The following is a 25,063-nucleotide window of genomic DNA, read 5'->3' as shown; positions in this document are numbered from 1 at the left end:
TTTAGCATTTGCAATTTGTTGCTTTAAAATTTCTTGTTGTTTTGCTTGTTGCTTAGCAAACTTTTCTACTTGGCCATCAGCACGCATTGATTGTTGTTGACCAGTATAAAAAGGATGACATTTTGAACAAGCATCTACTCTAATTTCTTTTCCCTTAGTTGAACCAACAGTAAAGACATTAGAACATGTTATACAAGTAATTTCTGCTTCATAATAGTTAATAGCATTCTCTTGATCTTTTTTATTCATTATTCCACCTCTAAAATATTTTCACTATAAAATAATAACATATATTATGTTAATTACAAAATCAGCGTTTTTAATCGGTCGCGTTTAGTTTTCTTAGGTATTTTTAAAAAAAGAAAAAATAATCATTTACTATAAATTATTTCGATATTCAAATTAAGTATATATTTCTTATGTGTGATTTTTGTTGTAAAAAATTATTTTAATGTTGTTTTTATAAGCATTTTACTTAGTTTTTATAACCTTTTATTGCCTGAATTGTAAATATAAATGGGACAGTTTTTTAAAATAATTGTAATATACCACAGATGTTTTGCACAATCAAGAAAAATTTTAAAAAAGGAGAAATTAATTTATTAATTCTTGTAATTTTTGAAATGGTGATTTATTTTGTAATGCTGAATGACAGCGTTGGAAGTTGTAATAGTAATAATATTGATTTAAGAAATGTTGTAGTTCGTTTTGATTTATTTTTTTATCCTTAGCATAAAATAATTTGGTATAATGTTGATGAAACCGCTCGATTTTACCGTTACTCTGTGGCGAACGAATTGGAGTGGTTTCATGGGTAACACCGTTCCTTGAAAGAAAGGCTGTAAAAGGCCTTTCTTTTACTTTGTATGCTTTTTTATTACTTCAATTAGTGGTGATAAATTCCGGAGCATTATCAGTGCGAAGGCGTTTAATTATCAACCGGAAAATTTGATGTGGTAATGATTTTGGCATCCATTTGTAAAAGACCAATCTCAGAGACTTCATAACGCTTAAAATGACGTTTTGTTTGTTTGATTTGTTGTTTTAATTCTTTTCATCGAGAGTCAGATTTAATTCAGCGATAAAAGGTTTTAATATTTTTCGGAATTTCTGCAGTTTTAATATCATGAAAACCCATTTTTAAATTGTTAAATAAAGACCACATTCCACCAGCTTGAATATTTCTATAATCAAAATATAAATCACATATTTTTTCACGAGAATTTAAATCATATTGATAACTAATTTTTTTAGGTTTTGTATATTTGAAAATTAAACTATTAAAATCATCATTTTGATAAGCATCAAGAATTTTATTAGCTCATTGATAAAATGTATTTCGTATACCGTGAAAATGCTTTTTTACTAATTTATTTAAAGTTATTGGTTCTAAATAAAATTGATTACATAAATTTAAATAACTAGTAACTCGTTTTTTAGTTTTGTGATAATGTTTGTGGTTATAAATTGTTGTTAATCAACTTTGTACTTTTGCTTTTAAATCTGCTAAATCAGCTTGGGAAATAATATATTTCATTTTTAAACTCCTTAAATTAAGAAAATCGTATTAAAAAATACGATTTTCAAGAATGGTTATTAATTTACTAAAGTTAATAAGGCATTTCGGCAGAAAATGAAGTTATTAAATATTCACTAAAAGTTAAATCTTTATTTTTAGTAAATGTAATCTTAACATTAATGATTTTATCAATATAATATTCATTATGTTCAATACTAGTAAAATTTTTTTCATAAAAATCACGAACAGTTTTTATGATAGACCAATAAATATAATTACCAACAGGGCCCAAATCATTAGGTAATTGATTTTTAACAAAAGCAACATCTAATCATCCGTCTTTTAAATTATAAGTCGAAGGAGTAAAACTACTATTCAAAATTTCGACAAATTCTAAATCATATTTTTTTAAATCATTGCTATTTTTACTACACCCAGAAATAAACATTACACATACTAAATTTAAAGCTGATAAAAATTTTCGCATAAAGAAAAATCCTCCTTTCAAAGGAATTATATTTTATATAAAAATATTAGAAACACTTAAGATAATTTTTTAATTATTATTAGTAAAATTGCTAGGGGAATTAAAAACTCAAAAAGATATTTAAATGCCGGAACTACTTCAAACACCGGAAAGGCAGTTTTGGTAAAATTAATCGTTGTTTTGGCAATGTCCGCAACGGGGCGAATTAAAAGATTAATCCCAGAAAGACCAAGTAATCAATTTAACACACTAACAGAAGCGTGCTGAATGCCACAAGATATTGCACTAAATAAACCTCAATAAGAACAATTGGGCGTAGGAATTAAATCATTCATATTTCCACTTATTCCACCACCAATAAAAGCCGTTGAATTCAAAATGTTAAAATCGTATAAAGAATAATGATATTCAGTACTTTCATTTTTCTTTTTATACAGTGGAAAAGTTAGCGTAAAAATATTAATTCCATACATCACATCAACTTTGGCGTTGTAAAAATGCAGTTTATTACTAGTAGCGTTTCATAGTTGGTTATCATACGCTTTTAAAACATTAAAATCTATTTGATAAGAACTTTTACCAGTATTAAAACCATTGGCAATTTGTTTATCTTTCACAAAAAAATACGAACGAAAAATCATATTCTTACTATTTTCTATTGTTGAACCAAAGTTAATTAAATACTGTTTGGGATAAAAAGTAATTAAGGAGCGATAGAAAAAGCCCATTTGTAAAACATTTTTAGGAATTTGTTGCATTCCTTTGTAATCTAATTCTACATAAGTAGAGGCATCTGTATCAAAACTCGCATAAAAGAATTGTACAAAAAACTCACCTAAAACTTTATAAATTTTGTTAAATAAACCATTAATAAAATCAATAGTTAAATCTTCTTGATAATGAAGCATAAAATCTTTAAAATCTAATTTTAATTTTTCATCATAGCGTAAAAAATGGAAGGTATTACCATAATAATTAACTTGTCCAAAAAAGGTATTGATGAAATCATCCATAAAGTGAATTGGACAATCAAATTCTGTGAGTAAATTATCATTTTCATAAAAACGAATCTTACGAAAACGCATATCCATTTTAAAAATGTCATTAAAACTAGAAAATTCTAAAGTATAAGAAAAATATAAACTATCTTCAGGCCAAACACTGCGAATTAAAGTAAATTTACTATTTTGTTTAAAACCATTTAATTTAATTGAAATTTCATTCATATATTTAAAATTATCATCAAAGAAATTAAAAATTGGCACTCAATATAGATAAGAGTAATTAAATTTATCAAAATCTCGGCGTTGTATCATTAAATAATCAAGTTTATCTTGAAACTGATTATATTGATACTCACCATCATTTTTAGTTATTGCGGTCGGTAATGGTTGCTCGTTATCTTTTTCTGGTAAAGGAGGCATTTCGGCAGAAAATGAAGTTATTAAATATTCATTAAAAGTTAAATCTTTATTTTTAGTAAATGTAATCTTAACATTAATGATTTTATCAATATAATATTCATTATGTTCAATACTAGTAAAATTTTTTTCATAAAAATCACGAACAGTTTTTACGATAGACCAATAAATATAATTACCAATAGGGCCCAAATCATTATGTAATTGATTTTTAACAAAAGCAACATCTAATCATCCGTCTTTTAAATTATAATTTGAAGGAGTAAAACTACTATTCAAAATTTCAGAAAACTCAAAATTACAACTATTACCACATTGACTAGGGTTTGTGGCTCGTTTTTCTCGCTTTATAAAAGATTGTTCCATACCAGGTTTTAGTGGTTGTTTTGTATCAAAGAAGGCACCTAGAGGGACTAAACCAATAAAAGCGATAACTAACCACGACATAAATTTATACATATCTATTTGTCCTTTCTTTTGCGTTTAACTTCTTAAAATAAAGTATATTGTTGATAAAATGCCAATTGTTCCAATGATAATAAAAATTGGGTGTTGTGAAAATAATCTAATCATTGGTTTAAATAATTGTAAAAATTCACTGTTAGCCACAATAATTTTATTAAAATATTCCAACCCTTCATTTACAAAATGCCATAAACCAAGAAATTCATCAAAAGCAAAAATAGAAAAAACGGTAATTAAAAGAAAAATTATAACTAGTTTAAACATTATTTTTTACCTCACTCTTTAACAGATTTATTAGCTCTTGCCTTTCTATAACTTTCTTTGGCTTGCATTCCAATACCTAAAATAGCAACAAAGACAAAGTTAGCAATTAAAGAGATTAAAGGAATAATGATAATCCGAATTCCGGTGCCGGGAATAGTCATACTTCAAATTAAATCAAAAACTTTATAAATAATATCTGCAAAAAATGATGCCATTTTTTCTAGATTTGCCATAATTAAGTATCCTTTCTTAGATTAAAATAATATGATAGTTAACTCCCTTGCTAGTAGCGAGAATTTTAATAAAGAAGTAATTATAATAAATACTTACAATAACAACTGAAGGTGTTCTCCTAAAACTTATAAGGGCGTTGGGAAAACATAGATAAAGTAGTATAAAATTTCTTAGTAGCATTTTTTATCGTTTTAATTCCTCTAATTTACAAACTTTTTAGAAAATAAACAAATATAAATAAAACACTATTCTCGCTACTAGCAAGAGAATTAATTCTTATCTTTCAAATTACTTTTTAGTAATTCCATAATACGACTAAATTTTTCCATTTTAAGGTATTTTAATATTTCTAAATCAACTTCGGTAGTTTCATAAAACTTATCTTCATAAGTGTCAACAACAATGCGATTAGCAACGGGGCGTAAAAAAGATAAATACTTATTGTCGTAACACTCTAAAACAGACATTGGAATTTTTAATTTAAAAAAGTAGATATCTAATTCCGGAATATTACGATATTTAGTTTTGCGACCTTTTTTATTATTTTTAGCATCAATTAGACTTGTGCGTCAGCGTTCATATTCTTCTACAGATTTAAAAGTACCATAAACAACTTTTAAATAAGGGCGAAAAATATTAACTGATTTCTTAGTAATACCAACAATAACCGAATTAGCAATATCTCTGACTTTAACCCAAATATGTTCAGGTCGTTGGCCACTCGCTAGAACAATATGACCAAAATGCCTAACTAGAGCAAAATATTCTTGCAAACCTTGAGTTGATTTATCATTTTCTTTATAATCCGTTCCTTCTAAAAATAAGTTCGTTTCATCTCACAACAATAAATGTTTTTCTTCTAATATTGGATATTCATTATCCAATAACGACATATGCCCCAAAGATAACATTTGTTGGTCTAAAATTGGAAATGTTGAAGCCGTCTTTCATTTTTTCTTACCTAAAAGTTTTGAAGCAAAAACTAATAAAGCGGTTTTACCAGTTCCCAATGAACCAATCACAATATTTAATGGTGATTTGAATGCTGAATTATACTTGTAAGTGCAAGTAAATAAAATTGCAAAAGATTTCATATAAAAATTTCATGATGCTAAGTTTATTTTAGAAAAAGTAAATTTAAGGAGTTTTTATATGGGATACAAACATCTTGGCATAGATGAAAGAATTTATATTGAGAATCAATTGAAATTTAAAGTAAAAATTAGTGAAATAGCTAAAAATCTTAATCGAAGTATTAGTACTATTAATCGAGAAGTTAATAGAAATAAAGATAATAATCATTATTTTTCATTAATTGCACAAAATAAAGCAGAAAATAGAAAACAATTACATGTTTATTTTCATAAATTTAAAAATAGAGAATTAGTAAAATATGTACAACAAAAATTATTATTAGGTTGATCGCCTGAACAAATTTATGGCAGAATTAAAAATTTTCATCAAGAATGAATTATTAGTTTTAAAACAATTTACAATTGAATTTATTCTGGATTACTTGAAAAGGTTACTAGTAAAAATTTAAGAAGAAAAGGTAAGAAACGAAAATCTCAAGAAAATCGGGGTAAATTTAATGGTAAATCCATTAAAGAACGAAATGTTAATAATCGCATAACTCTTGGCCATTGAGAAGGTGATACTGTAGTATCATCACGAGGTAAAAGTAAATCATGTTTAATAACTTTAGTTGAAAGAACATCAAGATTTACTTTAGCAATATTAGTTGAAAATAGAACTACTAAAGTTATTAACAAAAATATTAGTCATTATTTATCAATTCTTCCAAATAATCTTGTTAAGACTATAACATTTGATAGGGGTAAAGAATTTGCTAATTGACAACAACTTGAAAAAAATTTAAATGTGAAAATTTATTTTGCTGATGCATATTCACCTTGACAAAGAGGTACTAATGAAAATACTAATGGTTTAATTAGAGAAAAATTTCCTAAAAAATTTAATTTTTCAAACACTACTAAAAATGCAGTTCATAAATTTATATTGTCTTTAAACCAAAGACCAAGAAAAATACTAAATTATCTTTCGCCAATCGAATATTTGGTTAGAAAAATAATTTAGTTGCACTTAACTTTACAATTTGGCGAATAAAAAATTAATAAAAGATTTACGATTAACTCATTGCATAAGTTTAGTAATTAAAATTAAACAATTTAAGATAATACCGATGATATGAAAAAATGAAACTCAATATTGTGGATTAATAGCAACAAGAAAAGCATAATAATATCAAGAAATAATAAAGAAAGTGCGATTTAAGCTAACAAAGTCATTAATTTTTTCACAGATATTTTTTAGAAATTTAAGCATTATCGCACCCCTTTATATTTTTATTGCCAAATTGTAAAGTTAAGTGCAACTAAATTATTTTTCTAACCAAATATTCGATTGGCGAAAGATAATTTAGTATTTTTCTTGGTCTTTGGTTTAAAGACAATATAAATTTATGAACTGCATTTTTAGTAGTGTTTGAAAAATTAAATTTTTTAGGAAATTTTTCTCTAATTAAACCATTAGTATTTTCATTAGTACCTCTTTGTCAAGGTGAATATGCACCAGCAAAATAAATTTTCACATTTAAATTTTTTTCAAGTTGTTGTCAATTAGCAAATTCTTTACCCCTATCAAATGTTATAGTCTTAACAAGATTATTTGGAAGAATTGATAAATAATGACTAATATTTTTGTTAATAACTTTAGTAGTTCTATTTTCAACTAATATTGCTAAAGTAAATCTTGATGTTCTTTCAACTAAAGTTATTAAACATGATTTACTTTTACCTCGTGATGATACTACAGTATCACCTTCTCAATGGCCAAGAGTTATGCGATTATTAACATTTCGTTCTTTAATGGATTTACCATTAAATTTACCCCGATTTTCTTGAGATTTTCGTTTCTTACCTTTTCTTCTTAAATTTTTACTAGTAACCTTTTCAAGTAATCCAGAATAAATTCAATTGTAAATTGTTTTAAAACTAATAATTCATTCTTGATGAAAATTTTTAATTCTGCCATAAATTTGTTCAGGCGATCAACCTAATAATAATTTTTGTTGTACATATTTTACTAATTCTCTATTTTTAAATTTATGAAAATAAACATGTAATTGTTTTCTATTTTCTGCTTTATTTTGTGCAATTAATGAAAAATAATGATTATTATCTTTATTTCTATTAACTTCTCGATTAATAGTACTAATACTTCGATTAAGATTTTTAGCTATTTCACTAATTTTTACTTTAAATTTCAATTGATTCTCAATATAAATTCTTTCATCTATGCCAAGATGTTTGTATCCCATATAAAAACTCCTTAAATTTACTTTTTCTAAAATAAACTTAGCATCATGAAATTTTTATATGAAATCTTTTGCAATTTTATTTACTTGCACTTACAAGTATAATTCAGCAATTATTATTAACGAACTCTTAATAGTAGTTTTTCAAACATTCCAAAAGCAAATAAGAATAATCCAACAATTGCTGGGAATAAAAAAATTCAATAAGTAGCAAAGAAATCTACTACTAATGGCATTTGTCCGCTGATAATATCGCTTCAAATTTTTCCAAAAAGCCCTACCATACTATCTCACAAATTACTAATGGCTTGTTTTCCGGTAATTGCTACTGGTGCGGTTACATCGGCTAAGAAAGTTCCAATCATATAATCACCCCCTTTCTTTTTAAAATATTTATCCTATATTTATTAACAAAAATAAGATTTAACTTTATAAAATAAAATCAACATAAATAAGATAATAACTGTTGTTAGTAATCAAAAAGCGATGTTGGTTGTTAAAAGTCAAAGTGGTTCTTCAGTTAAATTAATTTCTTTACCACCAGTAATATGAGCGGGAATAGTTGTAATTTGGATAAACAAATCTCAGAAAGTTTGTTTAATTTGTTCTCAATTTAAATCTTTTCAAACAACTAGAAACATTGAAATAAACACTTAATCGGAAGAAAAAGAATCCCAATGAAACTGGCAAATAACACAATGATTACAAGAATTGAGAACAAAAATACTACTTGGGGCGGTAAATCGGCAGTGGGATAAATCAAATCAATTAACTTAATAATTACATCTTTTAACATTTATTTTATCCTTTCGTTTGAGTTTCTTGATTTTGTTTGTCGTTTTTTTCAGTTAAATAAGATAATTTAACAATGAAGCGTTTTTCTTTTTTACTAAAATCCCCTTTAATTTCTTTTGCTTGTTTACCATACTTTTTAACATCGTTCATTCAACGCCACAAACCCCAAGCAACAGCAAAAGCGAGTAATAAGGTTAATAAGATAAAACATATTAGACTAAATATTGCCATTATTTTTCAATTTCCTTTCTATTTAAAGTTTGGTTTTTTGTTCTTTTAATTTTGATTTTTTTTAATACAAAGCAAATTAAACATTTTACTATTTCTGCTAAGGTTATTCATACTAATGAGTAACCTATAATCATTAACTTACCAATTGCTCCAAAATTTTTGATTAATTGCTCTAATTCTTTAATATCTGTATGTAACAATAAAACTATACTTAAAGATATGAATATAATGTAATTAATTATTATTCATCAATATTTTTTTAAAGAATTAATGAGTTTGTTTAGTTTCATTTTTCAAAGCTCCTTTTTCCTTAATTTTCTTAACAATAAGTCAAACTAATTTTTCAACTTGAAAAGCAATAAATATCGCACTACCAAATCAATAAACAAACAATCCGAACAACATAATGGCGGTATTTAAGTCAAAAAACTTATACATATCTTTTTCAATAAAATCAATAAATTCTCTATTTGTTCCCAGTATCCAATTAGTATCTAATAAAGTTAAAGTTCAAAGTATTAAGTTTATAAAGATAAAAACAATGCTAAGTAATATTTTTAACCAATGATTTTTAAATCAATTTTTAATTCTTATTTTAAATTGCAATTTTTCTTTCATTTTTTAACTCCTAATGTTTAATTTTTCTTAGTTGATTTCTAAATCTTAAACTTTCTAAGGAAGCGTAATTTGCACTCTCAAAATCTACATAATCAATATTTTTAAATTCATAGATTGCTCCACACATTTTAGTTTTAAATTTATTAACTGTTGATTTTAAGTATTTTACAAATTCAGAATTTACAGTTCTTTTAACAATATTATTCAAAGTATCGGTAAATACTTGTTTTCTAGTAATGGGGTTTTGACAGTTGTAAGAAAATTGATAAGCCTTGATATTTAAATCATACTGATTTAATGATTTTTCATTCAGGACATTTTTAGTTATATATTTGGAGCAATATTTTACAACCATTTCATTAGTATTTTCACGAACTCTAATATTTTTATTAATTCCATAAGGTCAAAATTGTAAAATAATTTTATGTGGTATTTTTTCGGTGATTAAAATATGAAAATGAATAACGCCTCGCTTCTGATATTCATAGGTATACAAATACTTAATATTTTTATTTTTAACTTTAAATCAATATTTTAATTTTTTAAAAAATTTATTTAAATCACGCTTACATTTTCTAATATCAAATTCATTAACATCAGCATAAGTAAGAGTTAAGAATGTAAGTTTTTTACAGTCTCAAAAATTATGATATGCCTTCCGAATAACATTAGATTTTGCACGAATATTGCTATTAAGCAGTTTTGTATCACAATTACCTTTATTTTTTAAACCACTAGCATTGCGGTTATTTGCTTTAATGCGTTCTAAAGGCATAACAATATTACGAATGTATTGACCGTAATAAATAGTTTTCATATAAAAATCAGTCGGATTTTGAGGTTTTAAATTCATATTTTATGCTCCCGTTTTAGATTTTCGCCAGTTGTGTTATTTAATCAAGTAATAGTCGGCTTCGCCGACTAACCCGCTAGCGGGTGGGGCATACGCCTTCCGCACCGCTTCGCAGACCGAAGTGATTATCAATTAACTAGACAAGTTTTTTTGATTTTTTGATAATTCAATTTTTTGCAAGTTAACGATTTTGGGGTTTTTTTCAAAAGTTAATTCGCAACTAAAAAATGATTTAACATTTTCCTTTAACAGTTTATAAATTTCTTGTTGTTCTAGATTATTATCATCAATTCATAAGGCTTTTTGTTCGCCGGTAGGCTCAAATAAGTCATTTTCATAATGCAAAAATTCGGCAGAATATCCTGACATTGTAGAACCATCTTTATTTTTAAATATTTTTCTTTTTATACTAACTAATTTAATTTTAAACATTATTTATTTTTTCCTTCCAAATTTAAAATATTTTTAATACAATTAACAAACTTTTAGTTATCCACATTGTTTTCCACATTTATTTCCTTTATAAATATTGAACTTTTAATAGTTTTCCACAAAATTTAAAAACCCTTTTCATCACAAGAATTACAGATTCCAACTGTATTTTTATTACCAATGACATAGCTTTCGCTGTCGCATTCAATACAAAATATTACTGCCAAAAGAATATACCCCCAAATAATTTATAAAAACCAAATGTGCAAAACATCTGTGGTTTCTACAGTTTTTTAAAATAATTGTATTAAATCTATTGGTCTTTTATAAGATAATGATTTTCTGGGTGTAGAATTAATTTGAAATGCTATAGAATTTAAGTCTTTTTGTTTATATGAAGATAAATCAGTAGATTTTGGTAAATATCTTCTTAAAATACCATTATTGTTCTCATTTAAACCTCTTTGACAAGGTTTTCCGGCATCTGCAAAATAAATTTTAACATTACAATTTTTTTCAATTAATTTTCATTTACTAAATTCTTTACCACGATCAAAAGTAATAGTTTTAATTGTTCCTGGTATTAATTTTGAAATAAATTTTATTATACTTTGTGTAATACTTTCTGCTTTATGATTTTTAGTTTTCAAAGGAATTGTGGTTTTTGATCATATATCAGCTAAAGTAATAATAGAACTTTTATGATCTTTACCAACGATAGTATCTCCCTCTAAATGGCCAAATTCTTGTATATTTTTAATATTTGGAATGATTAAATTTCTTTCATGAATAGATTTACAATTATTAATTCTGCCCCTAGTTTCTTTTTGTTTATGAGGTTTATTTTTGCCTTTTCTCAATAAATTTTTTTCATCAAAACCCATTCGATTTGTTTTAAACATGTTATATAAAGTTTTTGTTGAAATATTTTTTATTTTATTTTTCTTTAAAAAATCAGCAATTATATCAAGAGCATAATTTTTAGTAATTAACAAATGATTGATAGTATTAATTTCTGTTAAAGTTAAAATTATTAATTTTCTACCTGCATTTTGTTTATTTTTTTGAACTTGATTCAATATTTCTAATGGTAATAAGTTTTGATTTAATAATTTACAAACTCTGTGTACAGTTGATTTACTATAATCAATTGCTTTTGCTATTTTACGAATAGAAAATCCATAACTTTTATATTCTTTTATTGCTATTATTGATTCAATAGTCAGATACTTATACATTGTGCTAATTCCTTTCTTTTCTTAATTATAGAATTAACACAATTTGTTTTTTATATAAGTGTCCTTTTTAATTTTACATTTCAGGAAAAATATAAAAAATTTTTAAAACAAGTTATCATTAACTTATTATTTGAGGTGAAAGAAGCAATGAGTATTTTATTTATTAAAGAATTAAATCATAGTACGGGTAGTAAATCGTTATATCAAAAAGCAACAATGAAAATTAATGTTGGTGAGCATATTGCTTTGATTGGACCTAATGGTAGTGGCAAAACAACATTATTAAATATTATTTCTGGTAAAGTTAGTGCTGATAAAATTGATTTAATTTTTTTTCCTTATGCTAAAATGGGATATTTAGATCAACATCAATTGGTTGATAATAATATTTCAGCATTAGACTATTTAAAAACAGCATATAAAGATTTATTTTTAAAGGAACAAATGATTAATGAATTATATCATCAATTATCATTGAATTATGAAGAAAAAATTTTAAATAAAGCTTTAAAACTGCAAACTGAACTTGATAATAGTGATTTTTATAATGTTGAAAAAGAAATTAATAATTTAGTTATCGGTTTAGCAATTGATAAATCATCATTAGCACAAAAATTATCTAGTTTAAGTGGTGGCCAAAAAAGTAAGATTCTTTTAGCAAAATTATTATTATCAAAAAATGACTTTTTGTTATTAGACGAGCCAACTAACTTTTTAGATACCCAACAAGTTAATTGGTTAGCAAGTTTCTTACAAACATATCCGTATGCATTTTTATTAATATCACATGACCAAGCATTTGTTAATAAAGTTGCTCATATTATTTATGCAATTGAAAATTTTAATTTAGTTCGTTATGTTGGTAATTTTGATCATTATTTAGAACTTAAACAATTAAATCAACGACAGTATTTAATGGAATATCAAGGACAACAAAAGAAAATTGATAAGTTACAAACTTATGTTAATAAAAATATTGCTAGAAAGTCAACAGCAAAAAGTGCCCAGTCACGAAAAAAACAATTGGAAAAAATGGAAATTATTGCTAAACCACAAAAAATTAGTAAACCAAACTTTAATTTTAAGTATCGCCGAAGTTTAACATCGGTTACTCTTAAAGTAAAAGATTTAACGATTGGTTATACTAAACCGTTAATTAATTCATTATCATTTACGATTAAAGAAGGTGAAAAATGATTGGTGCAAGGTTATAATGGGATTGGAAAAACAACATTGCTAGAAACTTTAACTGGTAATATTAAACCAATATCAGGGATAATTACGATTGGTGATAATGTTACGATTGGTTATTTTAAGCAGTTTTATAATTTTCCTGAATTATCGCCAATACAATATTTAAAATCATTAAATCCGGAAATAGATGATGGTGAAATTAGGAAAATATTAGCTAGTTTTGGAATTAAGCGCGAGTTAGCGATGCAAACCCTTAATAAATTATCAGGGGGAGAACAAACTAAAGTTCGGTTAGCAGTTTTATCTTTAATTCCTTGTAGTTTGTTAATTTTGGATGAACCAACTAATCATTTAGATGATTTAGCTAAGGATTCATTATTAGAAGCAATAACCAATTATTCTGGGACAGTATTATTGACTAGTCACGATATTAATTTTAATACTTCTTGAGTGGATAAAACATTAAATTTTATAGATTTTATGATAAAAAATGATAAAATAATAAAGTAATTAAAATAAGTGATAATTAGGGAGGATAACAATGATTAAAAAAACACCATTAGTTGTTAATATTATTATCATATTATTTTTGTTAGTAGGGTGTAACGCTTTTAATTTTTATGATTATCAATTATCTAATGATAATGATTCGTTAATTAATTATAATTGTGCTTTTGAGGGTAAGAATGTTAATCTTAAAAGTGAAGGGTTAAACTTAGAAGATATTTTTCATCGTTGGAATTTAGATTTTGAATCATCATCATCTGATGGTGATTCAAAATATATGAAATATTTAGCAACTATTAATAGAAAGAAAAACAATATTGCTGAAAGAAAAGCGTTACAATCTTGTTATAATGAGATTTTAAAAGTTTCTAATAAAAGTACAGAGCAATATAATAAGTATAAACAAAGTTCATTATTGTTAAGAGATTATTATTCAAGTTATGATGATTTAGTAAAAAATCTTGAAAATACTGACTTAAGAGATGGACAAAAACCAATGCTTGATTTGAAACTATTGGAACAAAAAATTGGTAATGATTCAAAGTATTTGTTAGCGATTTATAATTATTTAAGTAAATATTATGGTAAAAAAAATGTTGCTAAGTTATTAGTTGCCCTTTTGTTTACTAATAGTTTTGATTTACAGACTGATTCAGAAAATACCTTAGGGGTTACGGTTTTAGATTCACAATATGGTTATCAGTTTATTGCTTTGCGACCAAGTATTGTTGATAAAGACCATATTAAATCCCAATATTTTAATGGTCAATTTTCTACTAGTAATGTTACTACTGGGATTATTCATGAGTATGGTCATGCGTTAGAAAACTTGTTAAATTTTTTTCCTGAGCAGTTAAATAGTAATATTTTACCAGATAAAACTAATGCTAGTGATGAAGTTCTTTTAGATAAATGATTTAAAAATGGATTACAAAAATCTACTAATAAAAATCAAGCGTGATATAAAAAGGGGTGAAAATTAAAAAAAACAAAAATTTCTGCATCCCAAGAATTTGTTCGTTTTATTGCTAGTAAATTGGGGTATCTTCCAAGTAAGATTAAATTTATTGATATAAATGGCAAAATATATTTTTCTAATTCAGAAGCAAAAATTAGTGCTTTAGTATCAAAATTATTTGTTGATAGTAACTATGGTAAGTTTGTTAGTTTAAAAGAACAGTTTGCAGAGTTATTTAGTCAATGGTTCTTACAACCGATTAGTATGCCAAGCGATCAATTATCGGTTCGCTGAACAATACTCAATGAGTTTTTCTTGGAATACTTACCTAATAAGTATTATGAGATTATTGGAACAAAATTGCTTGCGTAAGCGATAATGTTGTTGGCAACAAGATAGATTAAAAAGGACGCATAAAGTTTTGTTAGGTATGAAAAGATTTGAATAAGTATTAAGACAGTCAGCAATGATTGTCTTTTTATTTTATAAGGTGTTAAAAATTTGTTCTTTGAAAATTAAATACAAGTGAATTAATAATGTTGGTATGTATTTAAAGCACGATAAATTGTGGGTGGCCGCCATAACCAAAAGAAGTTTTACCAGTTGATAGATAACATCCTATTAGCTATAGCAATTTGTTTCATTTTGCAATAAAAAAATGAATGGGTGGATTTCCTAAAAATATACACGCTATTAAATTAGTTCCAAGGGTAGGATGCGGATGTTAAAGTGTAGAAATTTCTATATAGGGGTATACTAAGTTTAAAATTATTAAAATCTTTATCTAATTAAAAAAACAAAATTTACTAACAAAGCTTGTTAAACACTTAAATCTGCGATATATAAGTGTTTAAAAAACTTAGTCAACTAACTTAGTTAATGTAACTTAGTTTATAACAAATAAGAAAGGTAATTTATTATGAAAAACATTGAAAACATTTTCTTAAATACTAAAAAATATCTCTTAAAAGAAACACAAAACGCAATGTTTATTAAAGCACCTAAAATTCCATGATTTAATGAACAAATCGGCATTTGGTTTCCAAAGCGATTTGTTTATAAAGGAAAATATGAAAATTCGATTTGTATTGGAATAATAAAAGATAGTAAATATCAAGTAATTTCAATTAATCAACAAGAGCAAGAAACCAAGTTAATTAAAGGACAAGAATTATTAGGCTTCTTCATTGCCGAAAAAGAAAACAACAAAAAAGATATAAATTATAACTATTTTAAAGGAGCTTAAAAATGAATATTGCAATTGGACTAATATTTATTATTATCAGCATTATGCTGTCAGCATATTTTGCTTATAAAATTTATGCCAAAATAAAAATTAGAATTAAATATAAAAATGCCATTAAAAATAATACTGGTAATTTCACAAAAGACGAAAAAGTGTTTATTGCTCGCTTTGAAGAATGAGTTAAAACCCCTAATTCAAAAGAAAATAATGCGGATAAAAAATAATGTTTTGAGAAATTATTATGGAATTTTTAAAACTGTTTGTTCCGATAGAAAAAATGCCTGCACAAGTTGCGTTTATTGTCGGATTAATTATTATCATTACTTTTCTTTTCGCATTAATTTCAATTATATATTTACCAATAAAAATGATTTTTGGGAGATAAAAAATGACAATAAACTTAAAAGAATTTGATTGAGAACAAATCAAACAAACTTTCTGAGATTTATTTATTCAAATTACAACTATTCCGGCTCATATTAGTGGTGGTAAAGAAATTGATTTAACTCAAGAAACACTTTGACTTTTAATAGCAAACATTGCTTTTTGATTCTTAACAGCGATTATGGTGTGATTTATTTTAATGCTACTTTGAAAAACTATATCAGTATTTAGATAGGGAAAAAATTAATGTCAAGAAGTTACATCGTGATGCATTCTCGAAGAAAATCAAAATTAATTAGGAAAAAATGCAATCGTGTTAAGGTTAATCGTGGTTTTAACAAATTTAAGAAAAACTTTTAATATAAATGATGAATGTTTTAAAAAGAAAGGGGGTGATTATATGATTGGAACTTTATTGGCAGATGCACCAGCAACAGTAGAAAAAATAACAGCCAGTGACGCAATGACTAAATTATGAAATGCGATCATAACAGCGTTTACTAAAATATGAGAAATTATTGCTGTTAATATGCCACAAGTCGGTAACTTCTTTGCTGACTACTGAATATTCATTTTTCCATTTATTTTGGCAATATTCTTTATTTGCTTTAAAATGTTTGAAAAATTACTTGGAGCAGTACGCTAACAAAAAAATAAAGTGAGGTGCAAGATGAAATTTTGCAAATGAATAATAGAAAAAAATAACCATTTTATTGAATTAAATCGCATCTCATTTTTAATTTTATGACATTGAGGAGCAATTTGATATATTTACAACGGTTATTTTAAAAACATTGTAAGCTATTTATTTTTAGCAGGTTGTATTTTAATTTTTCTTTTTAAAATCGGTAATTTAACACAAATTAACAAAGTTATTAACTTCTTAAAAAACTCACCATTAAATATTGTTATTGGTTCATTAGGAACTGGAAAAACCGCTTTTCTAGTATACGCATCAAAATTACTAAAAAAGAAAAAATATCATATCGCATCAACATTTCCATTACTAGAAACTTAAAAATTAAGTTTAGGGCATATGGGATTATTAGACTTTGATTATCCGGTATTGCCAGACAAAACCTTACTTTTGTGAGATGAAACCAATTTATTTTTAGAAGGAACTGACTGAGAAAAAAATAATACCAAAAACGAAGAAACCGGTATCCAAGAATATTTCGCTCTGGCACGGCATTTTGGTCATATTGTGCTTGCTAGCGGTCAAAGAGATAAACATATTTGAGTTAAAGTTCGTGATATTGCCAATAATGTGATTGTGGGAATTCGTAAAAAACCCGTTAATATTTTTCGTCCCTACTTAAAAGTCATCTATGGCACCTTTACTAGCATTGAAGAATATGAACGCTGAAGAAACACCTTAATTGATGCTAAAAATAGTAAAAGGGGTCGTCGCATTAAATATCGTGATATTCCTGAACTTGATATTTATTTTTTTAAACTAAAAATTCCTTTACCAATACTTAACACTTACAATTCTTTTTACCTAGCATTTTTAAGAGATTACTTAAATTCAAAAGTAAATCCTGATTATGAAGATAAATACTATACTGATACGGCAATTGATTTAGAAGACTTAGAATACTTAAAAATGGATAAATTTAGCAAATTTTTAAGAAAAATGAAAGAAAAGGAACAATAAAAAATGGAAAATCTCGCAAAAATGGCCGACTTTCTTGCCCAAATGCTTTATAAAGTTTTTGATTTAATTTGAAGTCTTGAAGTGCCGGGAACAAAAATTCAACTAATATTTCCCTTGTTCTTAACGCTGGCTGTAGAATTTCTTATGGCAATTATTCTTGGATTTGGTATTCAACAAGTTAATTTAGAAAAACAACGCCAATATGCGGTTAAAAATAAAGGGCGGTTAAGTGCGTGAGGAAAAGCTAAAAAACAAATAAAACCAATAAAAACAAAACAAGGTAACTAACAATGTTTAAACTAATTATTATTTTTATCTTAATAACTGTTCTTGGGTTATTAGCTGGTAGTCATTTTGAAACTTTAACGAACTATATTAGCGAAGGGCTTGCCAATTTCCAAAAGTTTATTACGAGCAATTTAACAATTTTAGAACTATTTAAACCAATGGCACGAACATTTTCGCAACATCCAATCTTTACTATTCTTGGTGTTACTTGTGTACTTATTGCCTTATTTATTGTGATTAAAGGACGATAAAAAATATGAAAGAAGAATTAAAATGAAAAAACTTTTAGTAAAATTATTTAAAAAAGATAATTCAAAAGAAAAAACGCCGTTAAAATTAAGAATTAAAAATTCTTTTAAAAAACAGTGGTTAAAAATAGTGTTAAGTATCATTTTTATCTTTATAAGCTTATTAATTTGTGCATTAACAGCAATCGATACTAAATGAATAACTGGAACAAGTGACGAATTTAATAATTTTATGAATGAAGAAATGGTTAAATTCTTTGGCAAGTTCAATAGTGGTATTATGCTGGCAGGAATATTTGTTTTTTGATGAGGCGCAGCAATATACTTTGCAATTAAATTTGAAAAATTAATCCGCTTTATTATTCAAAAAATTAAAGCAAAAAGAGCCTTGAAAAATGAAATCAAACAAACTCATTAATTTTTTAAAAAAATATTGATGAATAATACTTAATTACATTATATTCATATCTTTAAGTATAGTTTTATTATTACATACAGATATTGAAAATTTGCAACAATTTATTAAAAATTTTGGAGCAATTGGTAAGTTAATGATTATAGGTTATTCATTAGTATGAGTAACCATAACAGAAATAGTAAACTGCTTAATTCGTTTTATAAACCTGAAATGTAAAATTAAAAAGGACACTTATATAAAAAACAAATTGTGTTAATTCTATAATTAAGAAAAGAAAGGAATTAGCACAATGTATAAGTATCTGACTATTGAATCAATAATAGCAATAAAAGAATATAAAAGTTATGGATTTTCTATTCGTAAAATAGCAAAAGCAATTGATTATAGTAAATCAACTGTACACAGAGTGGATTGGCAACCCTTTTTAGGACACTTTTTATGTAGACTGGTATTTTCTAAATTCAACGGGAGTTAAATAATTTAAACTGCCATGAATTCGAATATTGTTATATCAATTAACAAAATCAAATAGTTCGCATTTTAGTTGTGTTAAGTTTGCAAATTTTTTACCGTTAATAAATTCGGTTTTAAAGGTTTTGTAGGTTGCTTCAGCAACAGCATTATCATATGGGCATCCTTTGGAGCTTAATGATCTTTTAATTTTAAAGGTTATTAAAATTTCATCAATAATTTTATTTTTAAACTCATTACCACGATCAGTATGAAATAAAGTTATTTTATTTAATGGTCGTGTTATCTTGTGAAAAGCTTGTTGAACTAATTCAGCAGTTTTATTTGGTCCAGCACTATAGCCAATTACTTCGCGATTAAACAAGTCAATTAATAAACAAATATAATGTCATTTAGTGCCAACTTGAACATATGTTAAATCACTAACAACAACTTCATTTGGTTTTTTGTCATTAAATTGACGATTTAAAACATTATTAATTTCGTCATTATTAACTGTTTTTTTATGATTACAATATTTTAACTTGGTGTATTTAGAAACCAAATTATTTTTGATCATAATGAATCGGATTTTTCGTCGTGATAAAATGATATTTTTTCTTATTAAAACAGCTTTAATTTTACGAGCACCATAAATCTTGCGACTTTTATTAAATGCACTGATAACTTCTTGTTCATAATTATTAACATCAAACTTGGTGCATTTATTAGTTTGATAATAATATGTTGATTTTAGTAAACCTAAAATCTTACATATTTTCCTCACTGAATATTTATTTTTGTTGTTATTAATTATTGTTATTTTTTCCCGATTATCAGTGCTGCTTGCTTTAAAATGTCATTTTCCATTCGTAATTGTTGGTTTTCTTTTCGCAAGTAAATTAATTCATTTTCTTCGACAGTGCGATTATCTTTTGCTTTAAATGACCCAGAATTATTATAATTTTTAATTCAACTATAAATAGTTGGTTTTGGTAAATTATATTCTTTCCCTAAATTAATAACACTTTTGTCATTTTTGTATAGCATTACAATTTGTTTTTTAAATTCTTCAGAGTATGAGGTTTTATTTCCCATTTTTATATTCCTTCTTTCTTAATAATTTTGAAGTCTATATAATTATGGTCCAACTTATTGTAGCCTATCCAGAGTTTGTAAATTATTAAATCAAAACTTATTACCATTAGAAATATTGAATCAAGTTCAAAAAAATAAACAAAATGCAGGTAGAAAATTAATAATTTTAACTTTAACAGAAATTAATACTATCAATCATTTGTTAATTACTAAAAATTATGCTCTTGATATAATTGCTGATTTTTTAAAGAAAAATAAAATAAAAAATATTTCAACAAAAACTTTATATAACATGTTTAAAACAAATCGAATGGGTTTTGATGAAAAAAATTTATTGAGAAAAGGCAAAAATAAACCTCATAAACAAAAAGAAACTAGGGGCAGAATTAATAATTGTAAATCTATTCATGAAAGAAATTTAATCATTCCAAATATTAAAAATATACAAGAATTTGGCCATTTAGAGGGAGATACTATCGTTGGTAAAGATCATAAAAGTTCTATTATTACTTTAGCTGATATATGATCAAAAACCACAATTCCTTTGAAAACTAAAAATCATAAAGCAGAAAGTATTACACAAAGTATAATAAAATTTATTTCAAAATTAATACCAGGAACAATTAAAACTATTACTTTTGATCGTGGTAAAGAATTTAGTAAATGAAAATTAATTGAAAAAAATTGTAATGTTAAAATTTATTTTGCAGATGCCGGAAAACCTTGTCAAAGAGGTTTAAATGAGAACAATAATGGTATTTTAAGAAGATATTTACCAAAATCTACTGATTTATCTTCATATAAACAAAAAGACTTAAATTCTATAGCATTTCAAATTAATTCTACACCCAGAAAATCATTATCTTATAAAAGACCAATAGATTTAATACAATTATTTTAAAAAACTGTCCCATTTATATTTACAATTCAGGTTTAAAAAAGATTAAAGCTAAAAGAATAATGAAAAATAAAATATTTTAAAAAGGAGTGATAAAAATGTTTATGAAAATATTTACCGTGTTAATTATTAGTTTCAATAACATTTTTACCATTCCACAAAACATTAATAATGACAAATCAACAGCACAATCACTAATTAGAAGTAAAAGGCAAAATAATGAATCATACGAATTAAACTTAAAAAAATCAAAATTAACACTTAAATCATCAAAAGATGACAACAGCAAGTGAAATCAAAAATGAGAAATAAAAGTTAATGTAGAAAATGAATTTATGCCCAAAAACTTGCCTCCACGAACGAAACTTAATGATTGAGAATTTTATGTTGACAAAAATGACAAGATTACACTGCCAATATTAAAATCATTAGAATATGATTTAAATTGAGAAAAAAACAGTGAACCAAGATATTGAGAAAATAAAGATTTTTTATCATATCAAAATAAAAAATTAAAAAACATAAAAATGAAAGTACAAGAATGAGATAAAAATGAAAGATATGCCAAATGAAAAATATTAGAATTTAACGCACAATCAGAAATTAAACCCTCGACTGATATTGATTTACCAGAAAAAACCACCAAATTTGATGGCAACCATAACTATAACGATGTTGTTGATAATCTTGATTACTTAATGATTCACCGTGGTGATTTTGATAAATTTAATTACTCGTATCTCTATTGAACGCCCGTATTTAATTTCATTGACACCCTAGAAAAAGGTTATTACAAAGAATTTACGATTAAAAATCACGGCTTTAAAGAGGAGAGTTATTTTTATCATAAAACTTCTAGTGATAAAAATGTAGTAAATGAAAATGTTTTGAAAATTAAGGCATTTAACAAAACTCTAATTGCTGGAAATAAGTATTTACAATTGCTACACGGTGAAAATGAAATCTGAAAATATGGCACTACGAATTCTAACGATTATTACCTAATTAAATATCTTTTTGGTACCTTAAATTACCTCAATGTTAGATTTAGTTTTCTACGCTATGACCCCGATTTAAAAAATGATATTTACCTTTATTTTAAAAACAACATTCCTAGTATTAACAATAGCGATTACAAAAATGTTTTTAACGAAATCTATGAAATTCTTGGCAATTTCTTTGCTAGTTTATTTTATGCGACTTTTGATATGGACGAAAAAACTCATACCGAAATTGATTTTAAGGGTGTAGAAAACTATAAGAAGGATTACTTTATTCAAATCGGTTTCTTTTATCGTTCATTAATTACCTTTTATCCCAAAAAATACTTAGTAAATATTATAGGAAACTCAGAATTATTACTAAGAAGTTATTTCTTTACTTTTGACAAAAAAATGCACCAAGATAATTACAATGCTATTAACAACACCAATGGCATTTATCAAATTAATTTTAATGTCCTTAAATCTTATGATAATAAACTCATTGCCTTGCCAACCAACAAAACCGCTAACAGTATTAATTATCTAAATACCGATATTGATATTCGTTATGGTATTAACATTTTTACCTTAACTTTTCCACTTTATCACAAAGAGAATATCTCCAACTACAATTTTAAAATTTATGACTTTAATGTATTAAATTCAACAGCCTTTATCCCTGATGGCTCAAATAACAGTGAATGAGACGATTTAATTCCACCAGCAAATTGCAAATATTCTGGACGATGAATACCAACCTTTAATGATATTGGTTGTGCCATTCAAAATGCTAGTATCAAAATGATAAACTGAATACTCACAGCTTCACAAATCATCACGATTTTGCGACCGTTAGCAATTATTGCAAAAGCAACAGTTAACTTTTCAACCGCCATTTTTCCAGTTTTTAAAACGGTACCAGCTTTTTACTATACCTTTCAATTTTTAATCGGTTTTGGGACGCATAAAGTTTTCTTAGGTAGGAAAATATTTGAATAAGTATTAAGGCAGTCAGTAATGATTGTCTTTTTATTTTATAAGGTGTTAAAAATTTGTTCTTTGAAAATTAAATACAAGTGAATTAATAATGTTGGTATGTATTAAAGCACGATAAATTGTGGGTGGTCGCCATAACCAAAAGAAGTTTACCAGTTAATAGATAACACCCTATTAGCTATAGCAATTTGTTTCGTTTTGCAATAAAAAAATGAATGGGTGGATTTCCTAAAAATATACACGCTATTAAATTAGTTCCAAGGGTAGGATGCGGATGTTAAAGTGTAGAAATTTCTAAATAGGGGTATGCTAAGTTTAAAATTATTAAAATATTTATCTAATTAAAAAAACAAAATTTAATAACAAAGCTTGTTAAACACTTAAATCTGCGATATATAAGTGTTTAAAAAACTAAGTTAGTTAACTTAGTTAATATAACTTAGTTTATCTATAAGAAAGGTAATTTATTATGAAAAACATTGAAAACATTTTCTTAAATACTAAAAAATATCTCTTAAAAGAAACGCAAAACGCAATGCTTATTAAAGCACCAAAAATACCGTGATTTAATGAACAAATCGGCATTTGGTTTCCAAAACGATTTGTTTATAAAGGAAAATACGAAAATTCAATTTGTATTGGAATAATAAAAGATAGTAAATATCAAGTAATCTCAATTAATCAAAAAGAAAAAGAAACCAAATTAATTAAGGGACAAGAATTATTAGGCTTCTTCATTGCCGAAAAAGAAAACAACAAAAAAGATATAAATTATAACTATTTTAAAGGAGATTAAAAATGAATATTGCGATTGGAATAATATTTATTATCATTTGCATAATGCTATTGGCATATTTTGCTTATAAAATTTATGCCAAAATAAAAATGCGAATTAAATATAAAAATGCCATTAAAAATAATACTGGTAATTTTACAAAAGACGAAAAAGTATTTAATGCCCGCTTTGAAGAATGAGTTAAAGCTCCTAATTCAAAAGAAAATAATGAGAATAAAAAATAATGTTTTGAAAAATTATTATGGAATTTTTAGAACTGTTTGTTCCGATAGAAAAAATGCCTGCACAAGTTGCTTTTATTGCCGGATTAATTATTATCATTACTTTTCTTTTCGCGTTAATTTCAATTATGTATTTACCAATAAAAATGATTTTTGGGAGATAAAAAATGACAGTAAATTTAAAAGAATTTAATTGAGAACAAATTAAACAAACTTTCTGAGATTTATTTATTCAAATTACAACTATTCCCGCTCATATTAGTGGTGGTAAAGAAATTGATTTAACCCAAGAAACACTTTGACTTTTAATAGCAAACATTGCTTTTTGATTATTAACAGCGATTATGGTGTGATTTATTCTAATGCTACTTTGGAAAACCATATCAGTATTTAGATAGAGACAAAAGTAATGTCGCGGAGTTACATTGTGATGCATTCACAAAGAAATTCAAAATTAATTAGGAAAAAATACAATCATGTTAAGGTTAACCGCGGTTTTAACAAATTTAAGAAAAACTTTAAATATAAATGTGAATGTTTTAAAAAGAAAGGGGGTGATTATATGATTGGAACTTTCTTGGCCGATACACCAGCAGTAACAAAAATAACAGCTAGTGACGCGATGACCAAATTGTGAAATGCGATTATAACAGCGTTTACTAAAATGTGAGAAATTATTGCTGTTAATATGCCACAAGTCGGTAACTTCTTTGCTGACTACTGAATCTTCATTTTTCCATTTATTTTGGCAATATTCTTTATTTGCTTTAAAATGTTTGAAAAACTACTTGGAGCAGTACGCTAATAAAAAAATAAAGTGAGGTGCA

At 25.7% G+C, this 25,063-nt stretch carries 35 protein-coding genes and 3 pseudogenes; 19 read left to right on the top strand and 19 right to left on the bottom strand.

What is annotated here, in order from left to right; translation table 4 throughout:
* Nucleotides 1-36: 36 nt before the first annotated feature.
* The 8 genes and pseudogenes from rpmE to AACK97_RS07115 form a co-directional block, all read right to left on the bottom strand.
* A pseudogene (gene rpmE, locus AACK97_RS07720) lies at nt 37-249 on the bottom strand (50S ribosomal protein L31); the annotation flags it as partial.
* Between the two features lie 345 nt (nt 250-594).
* Entirely contained in the window at nt 595-939 is a 345-nt protein-coding gene (locus AACK97_RS07145; protein WP_338967714.1) for an integrase core domain-containing protein, read from the bottom strand.
* Nucleotides 929-1,537 (bottom strand): hypothetical protein, encoded by a 609-nt coding sequence (locus AACK97_RS07140; RefSeq protein ID WP_338967713.1) that lies wholly within the window; start codon nt 1,535-1,537, stop codon nt 929-931. The genes AACK97_RS07145 and AACK97_RS07140 overlap by 11 nt, the downstream gene beginning before the upstream one ends.
* A gap of 73 nt (nt 1,538-1,610) precedes the next feature.
* The gene (locus AACK97_RS07135; RefSeq protein ID WP_338967712.1) at nt 1,611-2,006 is read right to left on the bottom strand and encodes a hypothetical protein; all 396 of its coding nucleotides are present in this window, start codon (nt 2,004-2,006) and stop codon (nt 1,611-1,613) included.
* Between the two features lie 56 nt (nt 2,007-2,062).
* Nucleotides 2,063-3,886: a hypothetical protein gene (locus AACK97_RS07130; protein WP_338967711.1), complete on the bottom strand. Its 1,824-nt coding sequence runs from the start codon at nt 3,884-3,886 to the stop codon at nt 2,063-2,065.
* 24 nt (nt 3,887-3,910) lie between these two features.
* Nucleotides 3,911-4,156 carry a hypothetical protein gene (locus AACK97_RS07125; RefSeq protein ID WP_338967710.1) on the bottom strand — a complete coding sequence of 82 codons (246 nt, stop codon included), beginning with the start codon at nt 4,154-4,156 and terminating at the stop codon, nt 3,911-3,913.
* Nucleotides 4,156-4,389, bottom strand: coding sequence for a hypothetical protein (locus AACK97_RS07120; protein WP_338967708.1), 234 nt, complete (start codon nt 4,387-4,389; stop codon nt 4,156-4,158). Before AACK97_RS07120 ends, AACK97_RS07125 begins: the two co-directional genes overlap by 1 nt.
* A 270-nt stretch (nt 4,390-4,659) precedes the next feature.
* Nucleotides 4,660-5,412: a hypothetical protein gene (locus AACK97_RS07115; protein ID WP_338967707.1), complete on the bottom strand. Its 753-nt coding sequence runs from the start codon at nt 5,410-5,412 to the stop codon at nt 4,660-4,662.
* A gap of 130 nt (nt 5,413-5,542) precedes the next feature.
* Here AACK97_RS07115 and AACK97_RS07110 point away from each other — a divergent pair, with 130 nt between their 5' ends.
* A complete protein-coding gene (locus tag AACK97_RS07110; RefSeq protein WP_338966716.1) occupies nt 5,543-6,487 on the top strand; it encodes an IS30 family transposase in 945 nt (314 codons plus the stop codon).
* Nucleotides 6,488-6,499: 12 nt separating this feature from the next.
* On the opposite strand, the gene AACK97_RS07105 is transcribed toward AACK97_RS07110, so the two are convergent.
* From AACK97_RS07105 to AACK97_RS07060, 10 genes are all read right to left on the bottom strand, one after another.
* On the bottom strand, nt 6,500-6,736 hold the full coding sequence (locus AACK97_RS07105) for a hypothetical protein (protein WP_338967706.1): 237 nt from the start codon (nt 6,734-6,736) through the stop codon (nt 6,500-6,502).
* Nucleotides 6,737-6,785: 49 nt separating this feature from the next.
* Entirely contained in the window at nt 6,786-7,730 is a 945-nt protein-coding gene (locus tag AACK97_RS07100) for an IS30 family transposase (RefSeq protein WP_338967705.1), read from the bottom strand.
* Between the two features lie 116 nt (nt 7,731-7,846).
* Nucleotides 7,847-8,092 carry a hypothetical protein gene (locus AACK97_RS07095; protein WP_338966807.1) on the bottom strand — a complete coding sequence of 82 codons (246 nt, stop codon included), beginning with the start codon at nt 8,090-8,092 and terminating at the stop codon, nt 7,847-7,849.
* Nucleotides 8,093-8,134: 42 nt separating this feature from the next.
* A complete protein-coding gene (locus tag AACK97_RS07090) occupies nt 8,135-8,368 on the bottom strand; it encodes a hypothetical protein (protein ID WP_338966808.1) in 234 nt (77 codons plus the stop codon).
* A 160-nt stretch (nt 8,369-8,528) separates the two neighbouring features.
* Nucleotides 8,529-8,753, bottom strand: coding sequence for a hypothetical protein (locus AACK97_RS07085; RefSeq protein WP_338966809.1), 225 nt, complete (start codon nt 8,751-8,753; stop codon nt 8,529-8,531).
* A complete protein-coding gene (locus tag AACK97_RS07080) occupies nt 8,753-9,043 on the bottom strand; it encodes a hypothetical protein (protein ID WP_338967704.1) in 291 nt (96 codons plus the stop codon). Before AACK97_RS07080 ends, AACK97_RS07085 begins: the two co-directional genes overlap by 1 nt.
* Nucleotides 9,021-9,371 carry a hypothetical protein gene (locus AACK97_RS07075; RefSeq protein ID WP_338967702.1) on the bottom strand — a complete coding sequence of 117 codons (351 nt, stop codon included), beginning with the start codon at nt 9,369-9,371 and terminating at the stop codon, nt 9,021-9,023. Before AACK97_RS07075 ends, AACK97_RS07080 begins: the two co-directional genes overlap by 23 nt.
* 10 nt (nt 9,372-9,381) lie before the next feature.
* Nucleotides 9,382-10,224 (bottom strand): rolling circle replication-associated protein, encoded by an 843-nt coding sequence (locus AACK97_RS07070; RefSeq protein ID WP_338967700.1) that lies wholly within the window; start codon nt 10,222-10,224, stop codon nt 9,382-9,384.
* A gap of 132 nt (nt 10,225-10,356) precedes the next feature.
* Nucleotides 10,357-10,656 carry a hypothetical protein gene (locus tag AACK97_RS07065; RefSeq protein WP_338967698.1) on the bottom strand — a complete coding sequence of 100 codons (300 nt, stop codon included), beginning with the start codon at nt 10,654-10,656 and terminating at the stop codon, nt 10,357-10,359.
* A gap of 293 nt (nt 10,657-10,949) precedes the next feature.
* Nucleotides 10,950-11,894 (bottom strand): IS30 family transposase, encoded by a 945-nt coding sequence (locus tag AACK97_RS07060; RefSeq protein ID WP_338966714.1) that lies wholly within the window; start codon nt 11,892-11,894, stop codon nt 10,950-10,952.
* 147 nt (nt 11,895-12,041) lie between these two features.
* Between AACK97_RS07060 and AACK97_RS07055 the strand changes: the two genes are divergently transcribed.
* From AACK97_RS07055 to AACK97_RS07715, 12 genes and pseudogenes are all read left to right on the top strand, one after another.
* Nucleotides 12,042-13,598 carry an ABC-F family ATP-binding cassette domain-containing protein gene (locus AACK97_RS07055; RefSeq protein WP_422397252.1) on the top strand — a complete coding sequence of 519 codons (1,557 nt, stop codon included), beginning with the start codon at nt 12,042-12,044 and terminating at the stop codon, nt 13,596-13,598.
* Nucleotides 13,599-13,629: 31 nt separating this feature from the next.
* Nucleotides 13,630-14,925: a hypothetical protein gene (locus AACK97_RS07050; RefSeq protein ID WP_338967694.1), complete on the top strand. Its 1,296-nt coding sequence runs from the start codon at nt 13,630-13,632 to the stop codon at nt 14,923-14,925.
* Between the two features lie 547 nt (nt 14,926-15,472).
* Nucleotides 15,473-15,799: a hypothetical protein gene (locus tag AACK97_RS07045; RefSeq protein WP_338967359.1), complete on the top strand. Its 327-nt coding sequence runs from the start codon at nt 15,473-15,475 to the stop codon at nt 15,797-15,799.
* Between the two features lie 2 nt (nt 15,800-15,801).
* On the top strand, nt 15,802-16,023 hold the full coding sequence (locus AACK97_RS07040) for a hypothetical protein (protein WP_338967361.1): 222 nt from the start codon (nt 15,802-15,804) through the stop codon (nt 16,021-16,023).
* Nucleotides 16,024-16,187: 164 nt separating this feature from the next.
* The gene (locus AACK97_RS07035) at nt 16,188-16,418 is read left to right on the top strand and encodes a hypothetical protein (protein WP_338967363.1); all 231 of its coding nucleotides are present in this window, start codon (nt 16,188-16,190) and stop codon (nt 16,416-16,418) included.
* A gap of 165 nt (nt 16,419-16,583) precedes the next feature.
* Nucleotides 16,584-16,829, top strand: a complete 246-nt coding sequence (locus tag AACK97_RS07030) for a hypothetical protein (RefSeq protein WP_338967366.1) — start codon at nt 16,584-16,586, stop codon at nt 16,827-16,829.
* Nucleotides 16,830-16,853: 24 nt separating this feature from the next.
* Complete coding sequence (locus AACK97_RS07025) at nt 16,854-17,201, top strand: hypothetical protein (RefSeq protein WP_338967691.1); 348 nt, start codon at nt 16,854-16,856, stop codon at nt 17,199-17,201.
* Between the two features lie 18 nt (nt 17,202-17,219).
* Nucleotides 17,220-17,840, top strand: coding sequence for a hypothetical protein (locus AACK97_RS07020; RefSeq protein ID WP_338967690.1), 621 nt, complete (start codon nt 17,220-17,222; stop codon nt 17,838-17,840).
* Between the two features lie 3 nt (nt 17,841-17,843).
* Nucleotides 17,844-18,128 carry a hypothetical protein gene (locus tag AACK97_RS07015; protein WP_338967368.1) on the top strand — a complete coding sequence of 95 codons (285 nt, stop codon included), beginning with the start codon at nt 17,844-17,846 and terminating at the stop codon, nt 18,126-18,128.
* A 2-nt stretch (nt 18,129-18,130) separates the two neighbouring features.
* On the top strand, nt 18,131-18,379 hold the full coding sequence (locus tag AACK97_RS07010) for a hypothetical protein (RefSeq protein WP_215826579.1): 249 nt from the start codon (nt 18,131-18,133) through the stop codon (nt 18,377-18,379).
* Nucleotides 18,380-18,401: 22 nt separating this feature from the next.
* On the top strand, nt 18,402-18,794 hold the full coding sequence (locus tag AACK97_RS07005) for a hypothetical protein (protein ID WP_338967370.1): 393 nt from the start codon (nt 18,402-18,404) through the stop codon (nt 18,792-18,794).
* Nucleotides 18,795-19,083: 289 nt separating this feature from the next.
* Nucleotides 19,084-19,203: pseudogene (locus AACK97_RS07715) on the top strand (helix-turn-helix domain-containing protein); the annotation flags it as partial.
* A 27-nt stretch (nt 19,204-19,230) separates the two neighbouring features.
* Here the strand turns inward: AACK97_RS07715 and AACK97_RS06995 are convergent.
* Nucleotides 19,231-20,342, bottom strand: a protein-coding gene (locus AACK97_RS06995) for an IS3 family transposase (RefSeq protein WP_338966745.1) whose coding sequence is annotated in 2 segments (ribosomal slippage) — nt 19,231-20,099 and nt 20,099-20,342 — 1,113 coding nt in all. Because the reading frame shifts where the segments join, the coding sequence is not laid out codon by codon here.
* 61 nt (nt 20,343-20,403) lie between these two features.
* On the opposite strand from AACK97_RS06995, the pseudogene AACK97_RS06990 reads away from it, so the two are divergent.
* The 6 genes and pseudogenes from AACK97_RS06990 to AACK97_RS06965 form a co-directional block, all read left to right on the top strand.
* A pseudogene (locus AACK97_RS06990) lies at nt 20,404-21,243 on the top strand (IS30 family transposase); the annotation flags it as partial.
* 101 nt (nt 21,244-21,344) lie between these two features.
* Nucleotides 21,345-23,222, top strand: a complete 1,878-nt coding sequence (locus AACK97_RS06985; protein WP_338967685.1) for a hypothetical protein — start codon at nt 21,345-21,347, stop codon at nt 23,220-23,222.
* 466 nt (nt 23,223-23,688) lie between these two features.
* The gene (locus AACK97_RS06980; RefSeq protein WP_338967683.1) at nt 23,689-24,015 is read left to right on the top strand and encodes a hypothetical protein; all 327 of its coding nucleotides are present in this window, start codon (nt 23,689-23,691) and stop codon (nt 24,013-24,015) included.
* 2 nt (nt 24,016-24,017) lie between these two features.
* Complete coding sequence (locus tag AACK97_RS06975; RefSeq protein WP_338967681.1) at nt 24,018-24,239, top strand: hypothetical protein; 222 nt, start codon at nt 24,018-24,020, stop codon at nt 24,237-24,239.
* A gap of 164 nt (nt 24,240-24,403) precedes the next feature.
* Complete coding sequence (locus AACK97_RS06970; protein ID WP_338967679.1) at nt 24,404-24,634, top strand: hypothetical protein; 231 nt, start codon at nt 24,404-24,406, stop codon at nt 24,632-24,634.
* 164 nt (nt 24,635-24,798) lie between these two features.
* Nucleotides 24,799-25,041 (top strand): hypothetical protein, encoded by a 243-nt coding sequence (locus tag AACK97_RS06965; protein ID WP_338967677.1) that lies wholly within the window; start codon nt 24,799-24,801, stop codon nt 25,039-25,041.
* Nucleotides 25,042-25,063: the final 22 nt, after the last annotated feature.

It is taken from the genome of Spiroplasma endosymbiont of Lonchoptera lutea (assembly GCF_964019715.1).
Classification (GTDB): Bacteria; Bacillota_I; Bacilli_A; order Mycoplasmatales; family Nriv7; genus Nriv7.
Note: the sequence above shows the minus strand (reverse complement) of the source record. Positions and strands in the feature narration are given on the sequence as shown.